The following is a 16,247-nucleotide window of genomic DNA, read 5'->3' as shown; positions in this document are numbered from 1 at the left end:
GATTTCCATCCAAACCTGACTCACGTACTAACCCTAACCTGCTGCTTTGCTGAGCAGCAGGAGACCAGGAGCGATAGACGTGGCAACACTGAGTGTCATCAGGCGCTGGGCCCTGCAAGAGCAGCTGTCCATCCGGGAGATCGCCCGGCGCACGGGCCTCTCGCGCAACACCATCCGCAAGTACCTGCGCGCAGGCGAGGCCGAGCCGCACTACGCCAAGCGGGTCAGTCCTTCCAAGCTCGATCCCTTCGCGTCGAAGCTCTCGGGCTGGCTCAAGACCGAAGCAGGCCGATCCCGCAAGCAGCGGCGCACCGTCAAGCAGATGTACGCCGATCTGCAGGCCCTGGGCTATACCGGCTCCTACAACCGCGTAGCGGCCTTTGCCCGGATCTGGCAAGAGCAGCGCCTTGTGGCCCAGCAGACCACAGGCCGAGATACCTTCGTTCCCCTGCCTGCTTTAGCGGGACAAGCAGTTGTGCACTTTCAATTTGACTCATTCGGTGTTGCAGACAGATCAAGTCCTTACGGCCTCGCTGTGCAGCCACGACAGAAACGCCTCCACCGCCGGGCGCTTGGCGTGCCGCTCTGGATACACTGCGAAATGCGCCTTCACCCGCACGGCCTGCTCCATGCCGAACGGGGCCTTCAGCCTGCCATCGGCCAGGTGACCGCCTGCGTTGACGGCGCTCTCTAGCGCCACGCCCAGGCCCTGCGTGGCAGCATCCAGCGACATCTGGGCGCGGTCAAACCGCAGGGAGAAACGGTCGGGCGCCCGCAGTTTGGTGAACCGGCCAAACCAGTCGGACCACTGCACGATGCTCACGTTGCTCTGGATCAGCGGCAGGTCCAGCAGCTGCTCCGCGCGCTTGAGCTTGTGCGCCTTGATGAAGGCCGGGCTGGCGAGCGGCACGATCGCCTCCTCAAACAACGGCTCCACCACCAGATCGCCCCACTGCGGAATGCCGTAGCGGATGTCGATGTCGGCCTGGCCGAGCGCGAAATCGCTGGGTGTATGGGCGGCCGAGAGGTTGAGCGATATCTCCGGGTAGGCCTGCGCAAAGTGGTGCAGGCGCGGCATGAGCCACAGACTGGCAATGCTGGGCGCCGAATGCACATACAGGCTGTTGCGGATGCCGTGCCGCAAATCGTCCGTGGCCGTGGCAATGGCGTTGAGCGCGGCACCCACGTGCATCAGGTAGTGCTCGCCCGCAGGGCTCAGGCGCACCCCGTGGGCGCTGCGTTCAAACAGGCGAATGTCCAGTTGGGCCTCCAGCCTGGAAACCTGGTGGCTGATGGCCGACGCCGTGAGGTTCAACTCCGCCGCTGCCAGCGCAAAGCTGCGGCGGCGCGCCACGGCCTCGAAGGCCTGCAGGTTGGCAATGGGCGGCAAGGTGGGCATGGGGTGAACCCTGACGTTAGATGACGGAATGTCATCTTACGCTGATGATTCATCGCTTGTCATCATCTTGAGCGGCTTTGAGAATCAGCTCCCAGAACAGGAGACATCGCGTTGACAGCCGCCGCTCGGGCAGCGTCCGCGCCTCCTGACGCCTTCACACCACAGGAGACAAGACACATGCTGCTCAAGAACCAGGTTGCCATCATTACCGGGGGGGCGGGTATCAATGGCCTCGGGTTTGCCACCGCCCGTTTGATGGCCGAGCAAGGGGCCAAGGTCGCGATCCTCGACCTCGAAGGTGCCGACCCAGCGGGCGCCGCCGCGCGGCTGGGCGAGGGTCATCTGGGCCTGGTAGCCGATGTGACGGACAAGGCGTCGTGCGAAGCGGCGGCGGCCCAAGTGCGCGCCCATTTCGGCCGCATCGACACGCTGGTCAACAACGCGGGCATCACCCAGCCCGTCAAGACGCTGGAGATCACCGGCGCCGACTACGACCGCATTCTCAACGTCAGCCTGCGCGGCACGCTGTACATGTCCCAGGCCGTGCTGCCCACGCTGCGTGCGCAGCAAAGCGGCTCCATCATCTGCATCTCGTCGGTGTCGGCCCAGCGCGGCGGCGGCATTCTGGGCGGGCCCCACTACTCCGCCGCCAAGGCGGGCGTGCTGGGCCTGGCCCGGGCCATGGCCCGCGAGTTTGGTCCTGAGAACATTCGCGTCAACTGCATTACGCCCGGCCTGATCGGCACGGACATCATCAAGGGCAAACTGACCGAAGAGAAGAAGGCGGAGATTGCAGAGACGATTCCGCTCGCCCGCCTGGGCCGTGCGGATGACATTGCCGGAGCCTGCGTGTTCCTCGCCAGCCCGCTATCCACCTACTGCACCGGTATCACGCTGGACGTGAACGGCGGCATGCTCATTCACTGACCGCCCTCACGACCTCTCAACAAACATAAACCAGGAGACAAACCATGCAACGCAAAACCTTCACCCGCACCCTGTTGGCAGCCGCTGCCTTGGCGGTAGCAATGCCCGGGCTCGCGCAGGCGCAAACCATGAAGCTCACACTGGGCCATGGCGCCGCGCCCGGCAATCCGCGCCATGAAGCCGCCGTCAAGTTCGCCGAAACCCTCAAGGCCAAGACGGCGGGTCGCATTGAAGTGCAGGTGGCGCCCTCGGCCCAGCTGGGCGACGACGCCGCGATGGTCACGGCCGTGCGTACCGGCGCGCTGGACATGACGGCGAACTCGCAAGGCGCCGTGTCGGTGGCCGTGCCCGAGTACGCCGCTTACGGCATGCCGTTCATGTTCTCCACTCCCGCGCAGGCCTTCAAGCTGCTGGACGGCCCGCTGGGCCAGGAGCTGGCGCAGAAGTCCGCAGAGAAGGGCATGGTGGTGCTGGGCTATTGGGACAACGGCATCCGCCACATGACCAACAGCAAGCGGCCCATCACCAAGGTCGAAGACATGAAGGGCCTGAAGATGCGCACCCCGCCGGACGCGGTACTGGTGGACATCATGCAGGCGCTGGGTGCCGAGGCACAGCAGATCAAGTTTGCCGAGCTGTACGTGGCGCTGCAGCAGGGCGTGGTCGATGGGCAGGAGAACCCGCTGGTCAACATCCATGCGAGCAAGCTGTACGAAGTGCAAAAGCACCTGGCCCTGACCAGCCACATGTTCCAGATGACGCCTTTCCTGATGAGCAAGCGCACCTGGGACCGCCTGTCCGACGCCGACCGCAAGGCCGTGACCGAGGCGGCAGCCGAGGCTACGGCGCTGCAGCGCAAGATGTCGCAAGAGGCCGACGACAAGCTGCTCGACGACCTCAAGGCCAAGGGCGTTCAGGTGACCACGGTGGACAAGGCAGCGTTTGCCAAGGCCACGGCTGCGGTGGATGCCAAGTGGCTGACCACGCCCATCGGGCCGTACCTCAAGAAAGTCATCGCCGCCGCGCGCTGATTGTTCTGGCCGCTCCTGCGCCAATCCTCATCCCCCCAAAGTCGCTGCATGGGCCCCGGCCCTTGCAGCCCAAGGAGTCTCCCGATGAACCTCATCGAATGGGCCGTTGTCGGCGTGTGCCGAGTGCTGCTATGGATCAGCACGTCCGTCATCTTCATCATCCTGGTGGCCAACACCGTGTTGCGCTACGCCACCGGTACCAGCCTGCAGTGGGCCAATGAGGTGCCGGAGCTGCTGTTTCCCTGGCTGGTCATGTCTGGCGTGGTGCTGGCGGCTGCGCACGGCGCCCACATCACCACCAGCTTTCTGATGGACGCTGTGCCCCCCGCGCTGCGCCGCTGGGCGTCCATCGGCAGCTGGCTGGTGGTGGCTGCGCTGTACGGCACGCTCGCCCGGGCCACCTACCAGATGCTGGAGATCGTGCACGACGAGAAGTCGCCCATCCTGCAGGTGCCCGGGTCGCTGACCTACGGCTGCGTGATGGGTGGGCTGGTGATGCTAGCGCTGCTGGCACTCAAGTCGGCCTGGAATGCATGGGCCACGCCGCCGGTGCCCAGCGCCGCCGATGCAGAGACCGCCGTGCCCGAGGCGCACTGGTAAGCCCCGCCACCCCAGCCAAGGATCTCACCATGAGCGCCCTCATTCTTCTCGTCTTTCTCGGTGCGGCCGTGCTGGCCATGCCCATTGCCCATGCGCTGCTGGTCGCGGCCATGGCTGCCGCCGCCACTTCCGACCGCGTACCGCTTGATCTGCTGGTACAGCAGATGGTGGCGCAGGTGCAAAGCTTTCCGCTGATCGCGATCCCGTTCTTCATGCTCACCGGGTCGCTCATGATGGGCGGTCGCCTGGGGGCTGCGCTGGTGGGCGTGCTCAGCACGCTGATCGGCCGCTTTCACGGCGGGCCTGCGCAGGTGGGCGTGCTGTCGTCCACGCTGTTCGGCGGTGTGTCGGGCTCGGCCGTGGCCGACGCCTCGGCCATCGGCTCGCTGCTGATTCCCTGGCACAAGCGCCTGGGCTATCCGCCTGCCTTCTCAGCGGCCACGTTGGCCGCAGCCGCCACCATTGACATTCTGATCCCACCCTCGATCCCGATGATCCTGTTCGCGCTGACGGCCAATGCCTCCATTGCGGCACTGTTTATCGCGGGCATCCTGCCCGGCATGCTGATGTGCGGTGGCTTCATGTTCATGTGCTGGTGGGTCGGCAAGCGCCGCAACTTCCCCCGGGATCTCACGCCCATCGACTGGAGCGTATTCCGCGTGCACCTGCTGTACTCGTCACCCGCACTGCTGCTGCCAGTGCTTATTGTGTTGTTCCTGCGCTTTGGCATTGCCACGCCGACCGAGGTGGCCGTGCTGTCCACGCTGTACGCCGCCGCAGTGTCGGTGGTGGTGTACCGCGACCTCTCGTTCAAGCGCCTGAACGACGCCGTGGTGTCCGCTGGCCTCGCCACCGGTGTGGTGCTGCTGGTGATCATGGCGTCCGCCGCCATCGGCTGGCTGCTCACCTACGACCAGATGCCCACGGGCGTGGCCCACTGGATCCAGCAGAACGTGAGCCAGGGCTGGATCGTGATCCTGATCATGAACCTGCTGATGCTGTTCATCGGCATGTTCATCGACCTGCCAGCCGCTGTGCTGCTGCTGACCCCGGTGTTCCTGCCGCTGGCCCAGAGCATTGGCATGGACCCCGTGCAGCTGGGAATCATGATGGTGGTCAACCTGGCTGTGGGCCTCTACACCCCGCCGGTGGGCACCACGCTGTTCATCACCAGTGCACTGGCCAAGGTCAAGGTGGGCCAGACGGTGCGCGAGCTGGGGCCGTTTTACTTCGTGGCCTTCCTGGTGCTGGCGCTGGTGTCTTACGTGCCCGCCTCGATCCTTCGCTAAACGCTTTTCTTCCCCCGCTTTCACACAGGAGAACTCCATGACTTCCGCCGCAGACAAACTGCAGGCGCTGGCCCGGTGCGCCCATCGCATCCGCCGCTACGCCGTTCGCATGGGTGAGGTTCAGGGCCAGGGCTACATCGGCCAGGCCCTGGGCTGGGCCGACGTGCTGGCCGTGGCTTACGGCCATGCCCTCCACCTGCAGCCGCAGAACCCTGAATGGGAGGGCCGCGACCGCTTCCTGCTGTCGCACGGCCACTACGCCATCGCGCACTACGCGGCGCTGATCGAAGCGGGCGTGATCCCGCAGGACGAACTCGAAACCTACGGCAGCGACGACAGCCGCCTGCCCATGAGCGGCATGGCCACGTACACGCCAGGCATGGAAATCTCGGGTGGCTCGCTGGGCCAAGGCCTGGTGATCGGTGTGGGCATGGCACTGGGCCTGAAGCAGAAAAAGAACCCCGCGTTCGTCTACAACTCCATGAGCGACGGCGAGCTGGACGAAGGCTCGACCTGGGAGGCCGCCATGTCGGCCGCGCACCACCGGCTGGACAACCTGATCTGCCTGGTGGACATCAACAACCAGCAAGCTGACGGCCCCAGCAGCAAAGTGCTGGGCTTCGAGCCGCTGGCCGACAAATGGCTGGCCTTCGGCTGGCATGTGCAGCGCATCGATGGCAACGACCTGGCTGCCGTGCTGGCGGCCTTTGACACCGCGCGAAATCTGACAGAGCCCAAGCCGCGCGTGATTCTGTTCAACACGCTCATGGGCAAGGGCGTTCCCTTCCTGGAGGCGCGCGACAAGAACCACTTCATCCGCGTCGATCCGCCCGAGTGGCAGCAGGCCCTCGCCATCCTCGACCAGACCGCCCCCGAAGGAGCCGCCGCATGAACACCGTCGCCGAGAAAAAACCGCGCCTGACCACCTCCGCCATGATCGCCTCCATCGCGGGCGAGGGGCAGCGCGTCAAGGCTGCACCGTTTGGCAAAGCACTGGTCGAGCTGGCCGCCACCCGCCCCGAGATCGTGGGCATGACTGCCGACCTGGCCAAGTACACCGATCTGCACCTGTTTGCGCAGGCCTACCCGGAGCGCTTCTACCAGATGGGCATGGCCGAGCAGCTGCTGATGGGCGCGGCAGGCGGCATGGCCAAGGAAGGGCTGATTCCCTTCGCCACCACCTATGCCGTGTTTGGCACACGCCGCGCGTACGACTTCATCCACCAGGTGATTGCCGAAGAAAACCTGAACGTGAAGATGTGCTGCGCGCTGCCCGGCCTGACCACCGGCTACGGCCCCAGCCACCAGGCCACCGAAGACATTGCCATGATGCGTGGCATCCCCGGCCTGACGATCATCGACCCCTGCGACGCGCTCGATATCGAGCAGGCCGTGCCGCAGATGGCGGCGCACAACGGCCCTGTCTACATGCGCCTGCTGCGCGGCAATGTGCCGCTGGTGCTGGACGAATACGACTACCAGTTCGAACTGGGCAAAGCCAAGCGCCTGGTGGATGGCGACGAGGTGCTCATCATCTCCAGCGGCTTCCTGACCATGCGCGCGCTGGAGGTGGCCAAGGCGCTGCAGGCCGACCACATCGGCGTGGGCGTGCTGCACTGCCCCACCATCAAACCCCTGGACACCGCGACCATCCTGGCCGAGGTGCAGCGCAAGCCGCGCCTCGTGGTGGTGGCCGAGAACCATTCGGTGGTCGGCGGCCTGGGCGAGGCCGTTGCCAGCGCACTGCTGCAAAACGGTGTGCAGCCCGCACGGTTCCGCCTGGCGGGGCTGCCTGATGCCTACCTCGATGCGGGGGCCTTGCCCACATTGCACGACCGCTACGGCATCAGCACCGAGGCGCTGTCGGCGCGCGTCAAGGTGTGGTTACGGTAGTTCGGGGATGTTGCTTGTAGTCTTTGCTGACTTTAGAGACTACAAGCAGTCGTGTCGTTAGATGGGACAGTCGTCATAGCAGGCTAAGTTCCTGCTGCGCGAAGCTTGCTGTTGCGTCTGATTCGGTGGAATATTGCGTCACAGATTCTGTCGGTTGTACCGAATGGCCTGCGGAACAAACAGCCGTCAGAAGGTGTGCTTGAGGTCAGTTCTGCAGCGATTCCGGCCCATCAATTTTTGAGTGTGAACGACCACATCTGGCCAGCTACCGATCACTTGCCATCAAGGCGCCAAAGCTCCTTAACTGCGGCGGAGGCAGGTTGGCCAGTCAGCTCCAGATGGAAACCAGCTCGGCAATCTTGGTTGCAACGACCGCCAGAGTGTCTTCTGATGTATCAAGTCCGCTTCTCGACGCCAGCATGGGGCTGACATCGCGGAGCGCGGTGTACGTCGTGCCGTGCACGATGGGAACGAGCCGGTTACCTTGCAGGAGCGTCGAAAGCTCCTTGTCGGCGACGCCCTCTTTCGGTAGGCGGGCAAGCAGCGCAGGGGTCACAAGGACGAGCCCTATTTTGGAGGCGGCTAGGCCCTTGTCGATTGCACGCATCATCGGTACACCAAGGCCAAGATCCTTTTCGCTGAACCAAACTCTGACACCCGCTGCCTCGAGCAAATCATGCAGTTGTTTGGCGGCTCCCTGTCGGTCGTCCCAGGCGTGGCAGAGGAAGCAATCCCGAAGGTCAGGCCTCGCCGCCGCTTCTCTTTCGATTGCTTCCCGCACCGGTGTGAGAGACACCACCTGTGCTGGCGTATACGAGACAACGGAACTGGCGCGAGACCAGCCTGGCCGCGAGCCGCCGCCTCCGCTGGATCTCCCTCCACTGCTGTAGCTGTTGCCGTTGCCGCCGCCCGAGGCGTAGGACGAGCTGTAGCCACTGCCATACCCACTGTAACCACCGTATCGACGACCATAGCTGCCACGGCAGGCGGGACAGGCCGCTGCAGCGCTAGATGAGCGATGTCCTTCGACTGGAGCTGTGCACCGAGCCATGCTTACCCCCTTGGCGGAAAAGTGTCGTTGCCATGGCTGTCCTTGTATTGAATCCGGCCATTCTGGCCATGGACTACCAACTCGGACTTCTGATTCTGCGAGATCTCCCGGGCGCGATCCACAGCGTCTTGCTTGCGGTCAAAGACTTGCGTATCGCGTTGGGCTCCAGCTCCCCTGACGGCCCAGCCATCTTCACGGGGGAGCACATGTTGATTGCGTTTGCTCATATCGAGACTCCTTGTCACGGCGTGATTGCCGCTATATAGGTGTGCGGTCGCAGAATCCGGCGCGGACAATAGCTACATCGCTGTCCGCATTGAAAATGAAGACCGCACACATAAAAGCCCAAGGAGGAGCCGTGCCACCGAAACCGCCTTCAGAACGACATGCCAGTGTTGAGGAGTTATCCCGTTCAGTGTTGATGCTGACTTCCGCCGAGCGGCTACGCCTGTTAGCAAGAGCTAGGCTGCTTGTCTGGGGTACCGAGTACACGGATCCCCAGGAGTTGCTCAATGAAGCAGTGAAGCGCGCCCTCATTGCAGCAAGCGGGGCCAAACAGGACGGTGAACGCGGACGTCCTTGGCCTATTGACCGGGTGCCGCTTCCGGCATTTCTGTCTGGCTGCATGGACAGCATCGCCGACTCCTCCCGGGAGTCGCTTGGTCAAACCCAGACCGACCGATTGGAAGCCATTGCGGGCGAGGCCAGGGACGTTGACACGATGATTTACCGGGCTGGTGGCTGGAACACTGACGTTGTGGAGCAAGCCATTGAGGTGGAGGACGCAGCTGATAGGCAGCAGCGGGCTCGGGCGGACGCGCAATTCATTGAAGCCCACTTCAAAGACGATCAAGAGGTGCTTGCGGTCATCGAGGGGGAGAAGGCTGACTTGTCAGTAGCGGAGGTACTTGCCTTGTTCGGCCTTGATCAAAAGACCTATGACACGGCGCGGCGGAGACTGAGGAGGCAGGTGGACAAATTGATGCCAGGACGGAGACAACGATGACCAACGAATCTCAGAAGACGCTCGTCGCAGTTCGAGCGCTGGCACTCAAGGACCTCGAAGCCACGTCTGACGAAGACATTCGGGCCGAGCTCGCCGCTGAGGGTACTGATCCCGATCAGTTGGCCGCAAGCATTGCAGCGAGCCTCGACGACGTTCTCGCAGCCAGCCTTCGCCAACAAGCTGCGGCCGCCAAGGCGACCATGCAGGTCCGAGTGCTTCCCAAGACGTCGCGACGACCTGCGCTGGATCGAATCAAAGAACGCATCGCGCAAGCTTTCGCGGCCGAGCCACAACTGGCTACTGCATTCCGAGAAGGAAGCCGCCAGAGCGATGCCGATCTAGAAACGCTCTATGACGATCTTGTTCTGATGGGCAAGATCCCTGACGCCGATGATGGCCGTTGATGTCGATCAGCTCAGTCGCCCTGAGCGCTTGCTCTGGGAGCATGGCGTCAGGAGGCCCGAGCATATTGATCTAGAGGCCATTGCCAGCGCCAGTGGTGCTCACGTCATATACAGAAAGCTCGACGGTTGCGCGGCACGTTTGGTTGCCGCCGGTGATCATGCCGTCATCAGCGTCGCGATGGACGACAACCTCGGACGAAGGCGATTCTCGCTAGGGCATGAGCTGGCCCACTGGATGCAGGATGCCCAGCGGGCATCATTCAAGTGCTCCAGCACGGACATTGGTCCGCAAAATGCTGAAGCCAAGTCTATTGAGGCCGACGCCAATAGCTTTGCCAGTCAGCTGATCCTTCCGGACTATCTGGTCTGGCCATGGGTCGCTGAACGTAAACCCAGCCTTGATCTTGCGAGCGCAATGGGCGCGGATTTTCAGGCCAGTCTGACTGCATCAGCCCTGAAGTTGCTCCAACGCACCAAAGCACCGATCGCGATCACCTGCCATGATCAGCGGAGGTTGAAGTGGTCCCGGCGCAGTCGAGATTTTTCAACCGATTTCTACATCCTCAACGAACTCCATCAGGACACAGTCGCGTTCGATATGGCTTTTGGGGCAGTCAAGGGGCTAGGCCGTCCTAAGAGAGAGAGTGCTTCGCGCTGGCTCAGTGGCCCAGGCGTCTATCGAATGGAAGTCTGGTCGCAGTCGATCCGGCTTCCGGAGGGTTCGGTGCTGAGCATGCTTGTTGTTACTTAGCTGGTTCGTGGATTCATGACCAGCTAATTTCTGGTCGCCGCCAGAGCCCGAAAAGTGCTGGCCAAAGTCAGTCTCCATCGAAAGCCAAAGTAGGTGTGAGTTACAACTGGGCAGTTTGACTATTGCCGCCGACCGAAAATTGACTGTCAAGACTCATTCGGCGCCAACATTACTGACTGCAAAATCAAATCAATCGGCATTTTGGGGAGACAGCAGTGACTGAACAGCAGCGAGCACTTGGAACGCCAGCTAACATTCCGGACGAGTGGTATCGGCGCTGCTCTGCGGTAGCGGTTGGCCACTACAAGATGGCGGAGCGTTTGTCCTCTCGCCATCGTTGGTTGTCCAATTGCGCTGCAGGTCTATCAGCGATCGTGGGAACGACTGTCTTTGTGACGCTCCAGGGACAGCCTGAGTTATGGGTGAAGATGGGAACTGGCCTCCTCAGCGTCGTCTCCGCGGTGCTTGCCGTCCTGGCCACGAATATGGGACTTCAGGATAGGGCCGAGCGTCACAGAATTGCAGGCGCGAGATACAACGCCGTAGGCCGCCAACTCGAGCAAATGACGATGGGGGCGACAGCAACTCTCGACGATTTGACCCCAATCCGGGAACGACTCGACACCCTTTCGGCGGAGATGCCTCACATCCCCAAAAAGGTACATAAGGAAATTGCCAACCACGAGGACCTGAGCCGTTGGGGTAAGTAGTGCTAACTTTTCTGCTCAGGCTACTCGAGCCACTTCGGGCAATTAGGGATGGTCGTAGAGGGGTTCTGCTTTTGAGTAGGTTGGAATATCCACCCGCTTTGGAGAGCCTACGCGCCTGTTCGTGTCCTCTACTTGAGGCCGCGAGCGTAGCGCGAGGCATCCGCGATCTAACGACCGCTTTCGTTCTGAGCGGTCGTAACTCTACCTGCGGCTGAACGACTGCTCCCAGCCTTAGGCTGACGTAGTAGCAACCAAGTCACTGTCGAATGCAGTCGATAGTTTGCACTTACTTCTAATTTTTCAATTGTGATTCTTTGCGGCTCAGAGGTGGTAAACAGATCACGTGCCCAGTCCCTGCGCGCCAGCGGGTCGTCAAATCTAAAGTTAAGTGGCGGAAAAACGAAAGTAGAGTGGCGTTCCGCACGACCTGCCGGTCTTCGTTGACAGCCGAAATGTGCGCGGCGTCTTGAAACCGCCACAAATGCCCGTATCATTAGCACTCACCACAGACGAGTGCTAACACCGCACCGCCTGCCGGAAATTTCGCAGCGCCTGGTCCCCCGGGTGCTGGTAAGTCAGCTTTTTTTCACTGAAAACAGGAGCAATGCAATGAACCTTCGCCCTCTGCACGATCGCGTGATCGTCAAGCGTATCGAAAGCGAAACCACGACCGCCTCCGGCATCGTGATCCCTGACAACGCCGCTGAAAAGCCCGATCAAGGTGAAGTGCTGGCCGTTGGCCCCGGCAAGAAGAACGACAAGGGCGAACTGATCGCCCTGAACGTGAAGGTCGGCGACCGCGTTCTGTTCGGCAAGTACTCGGGCCAGACCGTCAAGGTCAAGGGCGACGAACTGCTGGTCATGAAGGAAGACGACCTGTTCGCAGTCGTCGAGAAGTAATCCTTTCTCCTTCGGTTTACTCACTTTTTCATAGCTGCTAGCGCTTTATCAATAAGCGCTAGAAGCATTTTTGATTCAAATCTTGTAGGAGCCAAACATGGCAGCAAAAGACGTAGTTTTCGGCGGCGAAGCCCGCGCACGCATGGTTGAAGGCGTGAACATCCTGGCCAATGCGGTCAAGGTGACCCTGGGCCCCAAGGGCCGCAATGTGGTGCTGGAGCGCTCGTTCGGCGCCCCTACCGTGACCAAGGACGGTGTGTCCGTGGCCAAGGAAATCGAACTCAAGGACAAGCTGCAGAACATGGGCGCCCAGCTCGTGAAGGAAGTGGCCTCCAAGACCAGCGACAACGCTGGTGACGGCACCACCACCGCCACCGTGCTGGCCCAGGCCATCGTGCGCGAAGGCTTCAAGTACGTGGCCGCCGGCATCAACCCGATGGACCTCAAGCGCGGTATCGACAAGGCCGTGACGGCCCTGGTCGCCGAGCTGAAGAAGGCTTCCAAGCCCACGACGACCTCCAAGGAAATCGCCCAGGTGGGCTCGATCTCCGCCAACTCCGACGAAACCATCGGCAAGCTGATCGCTGACGCCATGGACAAGGTCGGCAAGGAAGGCGTGATCACCGTGGAAGACGGCAAGTCCCTCGACTCCGAACTGGACGTCGTGGAAGGCATGCAATTCGACCGCGGCTACCTGTCGCCCTACTTCATCAACAACCCAGAAAAGCAATCCGCGATTCTGGACAACCCCTTCGTGCTGCTGTTCGACAAGAAGATCAGCAACATCCGCGACCTGCTGCCTACGCTGGAGCAAGTGGCCAAGGCCGGCCGTCCGCTGCTGATCATTGCCGAAGAAGTCGAAGGCGAAGCCCTGGCTACGCTGGTGGTCAACACGATTCGCGGCATCCTGAAGGTTGTGGCTGTGAAGGCTCCAGGCTTTGGCGACCGTCGCAAGGCCATGCTGGAAGACATCGCCATCCTGACGGGCGGCAAGGTCATCGCTGAAGAAGTGGGCCTGACCCTCGAGAAGGTGACCCTGGCCGACCTGGGCCAGGCCAAGCGCATCGAAGTGGGCAAGGAAAACACCATCATCATCGACGGCGCCGGTGCTGCGGGTGACATCGAAGCCCGCGTCAAGCAAGTGCGCGTGCAGATCGAGGAAGCCACGTCCGACTACGACCGCGAAAAGCTGCAAGAACGCGTGGCCAAGCTGGCTGGCGGCGTGGCCGTGATCAAGGTCGGCGCTGCCACCGAAGTCGAAATGAAGGAAAAGAAGGCCCGCGTGGAAGACGCGCTGCACGCAACGCGCGCAGCTGTGGAAGAAGGCGTTGTGGCCGGTGGTGGCGTGGCCCTGCTGCGTGCCAAGCAAGCCGTGGGTGACTCGATCAAGGGTGACAACGCTGACCAGGAAGCCGGTATCAAGCTGGTGCTCAAGGCCATCGAAGCGCCCCTGCGCGAAATCGTGAACAACGCCGGCGGCGAAGCCTCGGTGGTGGTGAACGCTGTGTTGGCCGGCAAGGGCAACTACGGCTTCAACGCATCGAACGACACGTACGGCGACATGCTCGAACTGGGCATTCTGGACCCCACGAAGGTCACCCGCACGGCCCTGCAGAACGCTGCCTCCGTGGCATCGCTGCTGCTGACGACCGAAGCCATGGTTGCCGAAGCACCCAAGGACGAGGCCGGTGCCGGCGGCGGCATGCCCGACATGGGCGGCATGGGTGGCATGGGCGGCATGGGCATGTAATGGCCGGCCGCTCCGGGTGGAGCCCAGGTTCTGCCCGGTAGCCCACAAAAAACCCCGCAGGTCGCAAGACCTGCGGGGTTTTTTACTTGGACCACGTGAAGCACATCGTGGCGCGGGCCGCTCTTTCGACATTTGTATCGCGATTCACTGCACCGCGCCAACCCAGAGCAAAGGGCCCGGCCTTCGCATGGGCACTGTCCCGTGCCAGTGCCGCCGTGCAAGGGCCGCCCCGCTGCATGGGCGGCGTCCCCCTCGGGGAAGACGCGAAGCGGCTCAGGGGGGTTAAAACCTATACGTCGCGCTCAGCACCACGTTGCGGCGCGTGGCCCACCAGCAGTCACCGCGCGACAGGCAGGTGCTCATGTACTTCTTGTCGGCGAGGTTGCTGATGTTGAGGGCATAGCGCCAGTCCTGGGTGTCGTAGGCCAGCAGCGCATCGACCACCCCGGCGGACGGAACCTCGGGGCCGGTGCCGTCGCGGAACGACGACAGCCAGCGGTAGCCCGCGCCCGCCGAGAAGCCGCGCACACCGCCGATGGAAAAGCGGTACACGCCCCACACGGCGGCCTGGTGGCGGGGAAGCCCTTCCAGCAGGGGATCGACGTCCGTGTAGTTGTAATGGGCCGTCAGGTCGAAGGCCGTGGCCACGCGGGCCTTGTACTCCAGCTCCAGGCCCTTGTTGCGGGTCTGGCCCACCTGCAGCGAGTTGTCGGGGTTGGTCGGGTCGGCCACCTTCTGGTTCTTTTCCTTGAGGTCGTACACCGCCGCCGTGAATTGCGTGGAGCTGCCCGCGGGCGCGTACTTCACCCCCACCTCGATCTGCTCGCCCTGCAGCGGCTTGAAGCGCTGGCCATAGGCGTTGGTGCCGCTCACGGGGCTGAAGGACTCTGCGTAGCTGATGTAGGGCGTCCAGCCCCCGGCCAGCTGGTACATCACGCCCAGGCGCTTGGTGGTGTCGCTCGTGCGGTCATCCGGCTGGCCCGCCAGGCCGTTCACGGCACGGTCGTGGCGCAGGCCGGCGATGAAGATCCACGGGCCCCACTTCATCTGGTCCTGCACATACAGGCCGCTTTGGCGCTGCACGTTCTGGGGCCTGGCGATGAGCGTGGGGTTCAGGCGGTGGCCGTACACCGGCGCATAGGCGTCGATGGGCGTGTTGTAGGCATCGTCCGCCTCGTTCTTGTTCTCGGTCTGCCGGTTCCAGTCCACGCCCAGCAGCAGCTGGTGGCTCAGCGCGCCGGTGGTGAGGTTGCCCTGCAGGTGGGTGTCGACCGCGGCCATGCGCGTGCGCGTGACGTTCTTGCCGTAGATGCGGCCCGTCAGGCGCTGGTTCACGGGGTCCCAGCCGAACCCGCCGGGGACCGTGAAGAAATCGGCGTAGTGGTAGCCACCGCGGTTCTCGTTGCGCGCCAGGCGCAGGTTCTGGCGCACCGTCCAGGCATCGTTGAAACGGTGCTCGAACAGGTAGCCGATGGATTCGCGGTCGCTGTCGTAGTAGTCGCCGGGCTCGCCGATGAAGCGGTTGATGGGCAGCATGCCATTGGGGTTGGGCAGCAGCGTGCCCGACCAGGGCAGGAACTGCGCCGTGCTGCCCGTGCGGTCCTGCTGCCAATGGGCCTGCAGGGTGAGCGACGTGGCGGCATTGGGCCGCCAGGCAAGCGAGGGCGCGATCAGGCGCCGGTCGTTCTGCACGTAATCGGTCTGCGTGTCCGCATCGCGCGCCACGGCCACCAGGCGGTACGACCATTCGCCGTCCTGGGTGAGCGGGCCGGTCAGGTCGGCCTGCAGCTGCTTGCGGTTCCAGCTGCCGATCTGCACGCCCACCTCGCGCTGCGCCTCTTGCAGGGGGCGCTTGCTCACCATGTTGACCACGCCGGCCACCGTGCCTGCGCCGAACAGCATGCCCGAAGGGCCGCGCAGCACCTCGAGGCGCTCCAGCGTGTACGGCTCGGCGGGGGTGCTGCTGGTGTACCAGTTGTAGTTCTGGCGCAGTCCGTCGAGGTAGGTGTCTGGCGAGCTGCCGCGCACGCGCACGCTGTCGGAACGGCTGTCAAGGCCGTAGGCGTCGCTGCGCACGCCCGCCGCGTACAGCAGCGCCTCCTGGAAGGTGGTGGCCCCCTGGTCCACCAGCTGGTCGCGGGTGACCACGGTGACGGACTGCGGGGTTTCCGACAGCGGCGTGTCGGTCTTGGTGGCGGTGGCTGCATTGCGCGCGCGGTAGCCCACCACCGGGCCGGTGGCCGTCTCCTTCTCCGCGCTGGCGTCGACGCGCACCTCGGACAGCGTGGCCGCCGCGCCCTGTGCCGCCGCCCAGGTGGGGGCCAAACCGAAGGCCAGCGCGATGCCCATGCAGACCGCCGTCTGCCGATGTTGGATTGCCATGATTTTTCAGAATGGAAGTAAGAATGATTACCATTTTAAAAATCAAAGCAGCCTCCTGGACGGATCCGGCGCGGGATGTCGTACAACGACAACATCCCTGGCCCCCGATTTTTTCCTGAATTCATCAAATTTAATAGCGGCTTGCGCTTGTATA

At 62.9% G+C, this 16,247-nt stretch carries 16 protein-coding genes and 1 pseudogene; 13 read left to right on the top strand and 4 right to left on the bottom strand.

Annotation, left to right across the window (positions count from 1 at the left end; translation table 11 throughout):
• Nucleotides 1-79: 79 nt before the first annotated feature.
• Nucleotides 80-493: pseudogene (locus ACAM51_RS18680) on the top strand (IS21 family transposase); the annotation flags it as partial.
• Between the two features lie 21 nt (nt 494-514).
• Here ACAM51_RS18680 and ACAM51_RS18675 read toward each other — a convergent pair.
• Entirely contained in the window at nt 515-1,399 is an 885-nt protein-coding gene (locus ACAM51_RS18675; protein WP_369641470.1) for a LysR substrate-binding domain-containing protein, read from the bottom strand.
• A 177-nt stretch (nt 1,400-1,576) separates the two neighbouring features.
• Between ACAM51_RS18675 and ACAM51_RS18670 the strand changes: the two genes are divergently transcribed.
• The 6 genes from ACAM51_RS18670 (at nt 1,577) to ACAM51_RS18645 (ending at nt 7,139) form a co-directional block, all read left to right on the top strand.
• Entirely contained in the window at nt 1,577-2,326 is a 750-nt protein-coding gene (locus ACAM51_RS18670; RefSeq protein ID WP_369641469.1) for an SDR family NAD(P)-dependent oxidoreductase, read from the top strand.
• Between the two features lie 44 nt (nt 2,327-2,370).
• Nucleotides 2,371-3,357 carry a TRAP transporter substrate-binding protein gene (locus ACAM51_RS18665; protein ID WP_369641468.1) on the top strand — a complete coding sequence of 329 codons (987 nt, stop codon included), beginning with the start codon at nt 2,371-2,373 and terminating at the stop codon, nt 3,355-3,357.
• Between the two features lie 84 nt (nt 3,358-3,441).
• The gene (locus ACAM51_RS18660; RefSeq protein ID WP_369641467.1) at nt 3,442-3,957 is read left to right on the top strand and encodes a TRAP transporter small permease; all 516 of its coding nucleotides are present in this window, start codon (nt 3,442-3,444) and stop codon (nt 3,955-3,957) included.
• Nucleotides 3,958-3,986: 29 nt separating this feature from the next.
• Nucleotides 3,987-5,246, top strand: a complete 1,260-nt coding sequence (locus ACAM51_RS18655; protein WP_369641466.1) for a TRAP transporter large permease — start codon at nt 3,987-3,989, stop codon at nt 5,244-5,246.
• Between the two features lie 37 nt (nt 5,247-5,283).
• Complete coding sequence (locus tag ACAM51_RS18650) at nt 5,284-6,138, top strand: transketolase (protein ID WP_369641465.1); 855 nt, start codon at nt 5,284-5,286, stop codon at nt 6,136-6,138.
• The gene (locus ACAM51_RS18645) at nt 6,135-7,139 is read left to right on the top strand and encodes a transketolase family protein (protein WP_369641464.1); all 1,005 of its coding nucleotides are present in this window, start codon (nt 6,135-6,137) and stop codon (nt 7,137-7,139) included. Before ACAM51_RS18650 ends, ACAM51_RS18645 begins: the two co-directional genes overlap by 4 nt.
• A gap of 328 nt (nt 7,140-7,467) precedes the next feature.
• On the opposite strand, the gene ACAM51_RS18640 is transcribed toward ACAM51_RS18645, so the two are convergent.
• Both ACAM51_RS18640 and ACAM51_RS18635 read right to left on the bottom strand, forming a co-directional pair.
• Nucleotides 7,468-7,935, bottom strand: coding sequence for a toll/interleukin-1 receptor domain-containing protein (locus ACAM51_RS18640; protein ID WP_369641463.1), 468 nt, complete (start codon nt 7,933-7,935; stop codon nt 7,468-7,470).
• Nucleotides 7,936-8,192: 257 nt separating this feature from the next.
• Nucleotides 8,193-8,417 carry a DUF2188 domain-containing protein gene (locus tag ACAM51_RS18635; protein WP_218387709.1) on the bottom strand — a complete coding sequence of 75 codons (225 nt, stop codon included), beginning with the start codon at nt 8,415-8,417 and terminating at the stop codon, nt 8,193-8,195.
• A gap of 95 nt (nt 8,418-8,512) precedes the next feature.
• Here ACAM51_RS18635 and ACAM51_RS18630 point away from each other — a divergent pair, with 95 nt between their 5' ends.
• From ACAM51_RS18630 to groL, 6 genes are all read left to right on the top strand, one after another.
• Nucleotides 8,513-9,196, top strand: coding sequence for a hypothetical protein (locus ACAM51_RS18630; RefSeq protein ID WP_369641462.1), 684 nt, complete (start codon nt 8,513-8,515; stop codon nt 9,194-9,196).
• Nucleotides 9,193-9,600: a hypothetical protein gene (locus ACAM51_RS18625; RefSeq protein WP_369641461.1), complete on the top strand. Its 408-nt coding sequence runs from the start codon at nt 9,193-9,195 to the stop codon at nt 9,598-9,600. Before ACAM51_RS18630 ends, ACAM51_RS18625 begins: the two co-directional genes overlap by 4 nt.
• Nucleotides 9,587-10,351, top strand: a complete 765-nt coding sequence (locus ACAM51_RS18620; RefSeq protein WP_369641460.1) for an ImmA/IrrE family metallo-endopeptidase — start codon at nt 9,587-9,589, stop codon at nt 10,349-10,351. Before ACAM51_RS18625 ends, ACAM51_RS18620 begins: the two co-directional genes overlap by 14 nt.
• 308 nt (nt 10,352-10,659) lie before the next feature.
• Nucleotides 10,660-11,061: an SLATT domain-containing protein gene (locus ACAM51_RS18615; protein WP_369643846.1), complete on the top strand. Its 402-nt coding sequence runs from the start codon at nt 10,660-10,662 to the stop codon at nt 11,059-11,061.
• Between the two features lie 609 nt (nt 11,062-11,670).
• On the top strand, nt 11,671-11,961 hold the full coding sequence (locus ACAM51_RS18610; RefSeq protein WP_005799501.1) for a co-chaperone GroES: 291 nt from the start codon (nt 11,671-11,673) through the stop codon (nt 11,959-11,961).
• A 97-nt stretch (nt 11,962-12,058) separates the two neighbouring features.
• Nucleotides 12,059-13,711, top strand: coding sequence for a chaperonin GroEL (groL, locus tag ACAM51_RS18605; protein ID WP_010462232.1), 1,653 nt, complete (start codon nt 12,059-12,061; stop codon nt 13,709-13,711).
• A 282-nt stretch (nt 13,712-13,993) separates the two neighbouring features.
• Here the strand turns inward: groL and ACAM51_RS18600 are convergent, their stop codons facing one another.
• Complete coding sequence (locus tag ACAM51_RS18600; RefSeq protein WP_369641459.1) at nt 13,994-16,093, bottom strand: TonB-dependent siderophore receptor; 2,100 nt, start codon at nt 16,091-16,093, stop codon at nt 13,994-13,996.
• Nucleotides 16,094-16,247 lie beyond the last annotated feature (154 nt).

The organism is Acidovorax sp. A79, from assembly GCF_041154505.1.
In the GTDB taxonomy this organism is placed as follows: Bacteria; Pseudomonadota; Gammaproteobacteria; order Burkholderiales; family Burkholderiaceae_C; genus Acidovorax.
This window is presented reverse-complemented; position numbering and strand designations above follow the sequence as displayed.

What these genes read in the sequence shown, in the direction of transcription:
- ACAM51_RS18645 (WP_369641464.1), top strand. Translation starts at nt 6,135, where the DNA reads ATGAACACCGTCGCCGAGAAAAAACCGCGCCTGACCACCTCCGCCATG.
- ACAM51_RS18665 (WP_369641468.1), top strand. Translation starts at nt 2,371, where the DNA reads ATGCAACGCAAAACCTTCACCCGCACCCTGTTGGCAGCCGCTGCCTTG.
- ACAM51_RS18625 (WP_369641461.1), top strand. Translation starts at nt 9,193, where the DNA reads ATGACCAACGAATCTCAGAAGACGCTCGTCGCAGTTCGAGCGCTGGCA.
- ACAM51_RS18655 (WP_369641466.1), top strand. Translation starts at nt 3,987, where the DNA reads ATGAGCGCCCTCATTCTTCTCGTCTTTCTCGGTGCGGCCGTGCTGGCC.
- ACAM51_RS18610 (WP_005799501.1), top strand. Translation starts at nt 11,671, where the DNA reads ATGAACCTTCGCCCTCTGCACGATCGCGTGATCGTCAAGCGTATCGAA.
- ACAM51_RS18670 (WP_369641469.1), top strand. Translation starts at nt 1,577, where the DNA reads ATGCTGCTCAAGAACCAGGTTGCCATCATTACCGGGGGGGCGGGTATC.
- ACAM51_RS18600 (WP_369641459.1), bottom strand. Translation starts at nt 16,093, where the DNA reads ATGGCAATCCAACATCGGCAGACGGCGGTCTGCATGGGCATCGCGCTG.
- groL (WP_010462232.1), top strand. Translation starts at nt 12,059, where the DNA reads ATGGCAGCAAAAGACGTAGTTTTCGGCGGCGAAGCCCGCGCACGCATG.
- ACAM51_RS18635 (WP_218387709.1), bottom strand. Translation starts at nt 8,417, where the DNA reads ATGAGCAAACGCAATCAACATGTGCTCCCCCGTGAAGATGGCTGGGCC.
- ACAM51_RS18615 (WP_369643846.1), top strand. Translation starts at nt 10,660, where the DNA reads ATGGCGGAGCGTTTGTCCTCTCGCCATCGTTGGTTGTCCAATTGCGCT.
- ACAM51_RS18650 (WP_369641465.1), top strand. Translation starts at nt 5,284, where the DNA reads ATGACTTCCGCCGCAGACAAACTGCAGGCGCTGGCCCGGTGCGCCCAT.
- ACAM51_RS18630 (WP_369641462.1), top strand. Translation starts at nt 8,513, where the DNA reads ATGAAGACCGCACACATAAAAGCCCAAGGAGGAGCCGTGCCACCGAAA.
- ACAM51_RS18620 (WP_369641460.1), top strand. Translation starts at nt 9,587, where the DNA reads ATGATGGCCGTTGATGTCGATCAGCTCAGTCGCCCTGAGCGCTTGCTC.
- ACAM51_RS18660 (WP_369641467.1), top strand. Translation starts at nt 3,442, where the DNA reads ATGAACCTCATCGAATGGGCCGTTGTCGGCGTGTGCCGAGTGCTGCTA.
- ACAM51_RS18675 (WP_369641470.1), bottom strand. Translation starts at nt 1,399, where the DNA reads ATGCCCACCTTGCCGCCCATTGCCAACCTGCAGGCCTTCGAGGCCGTG.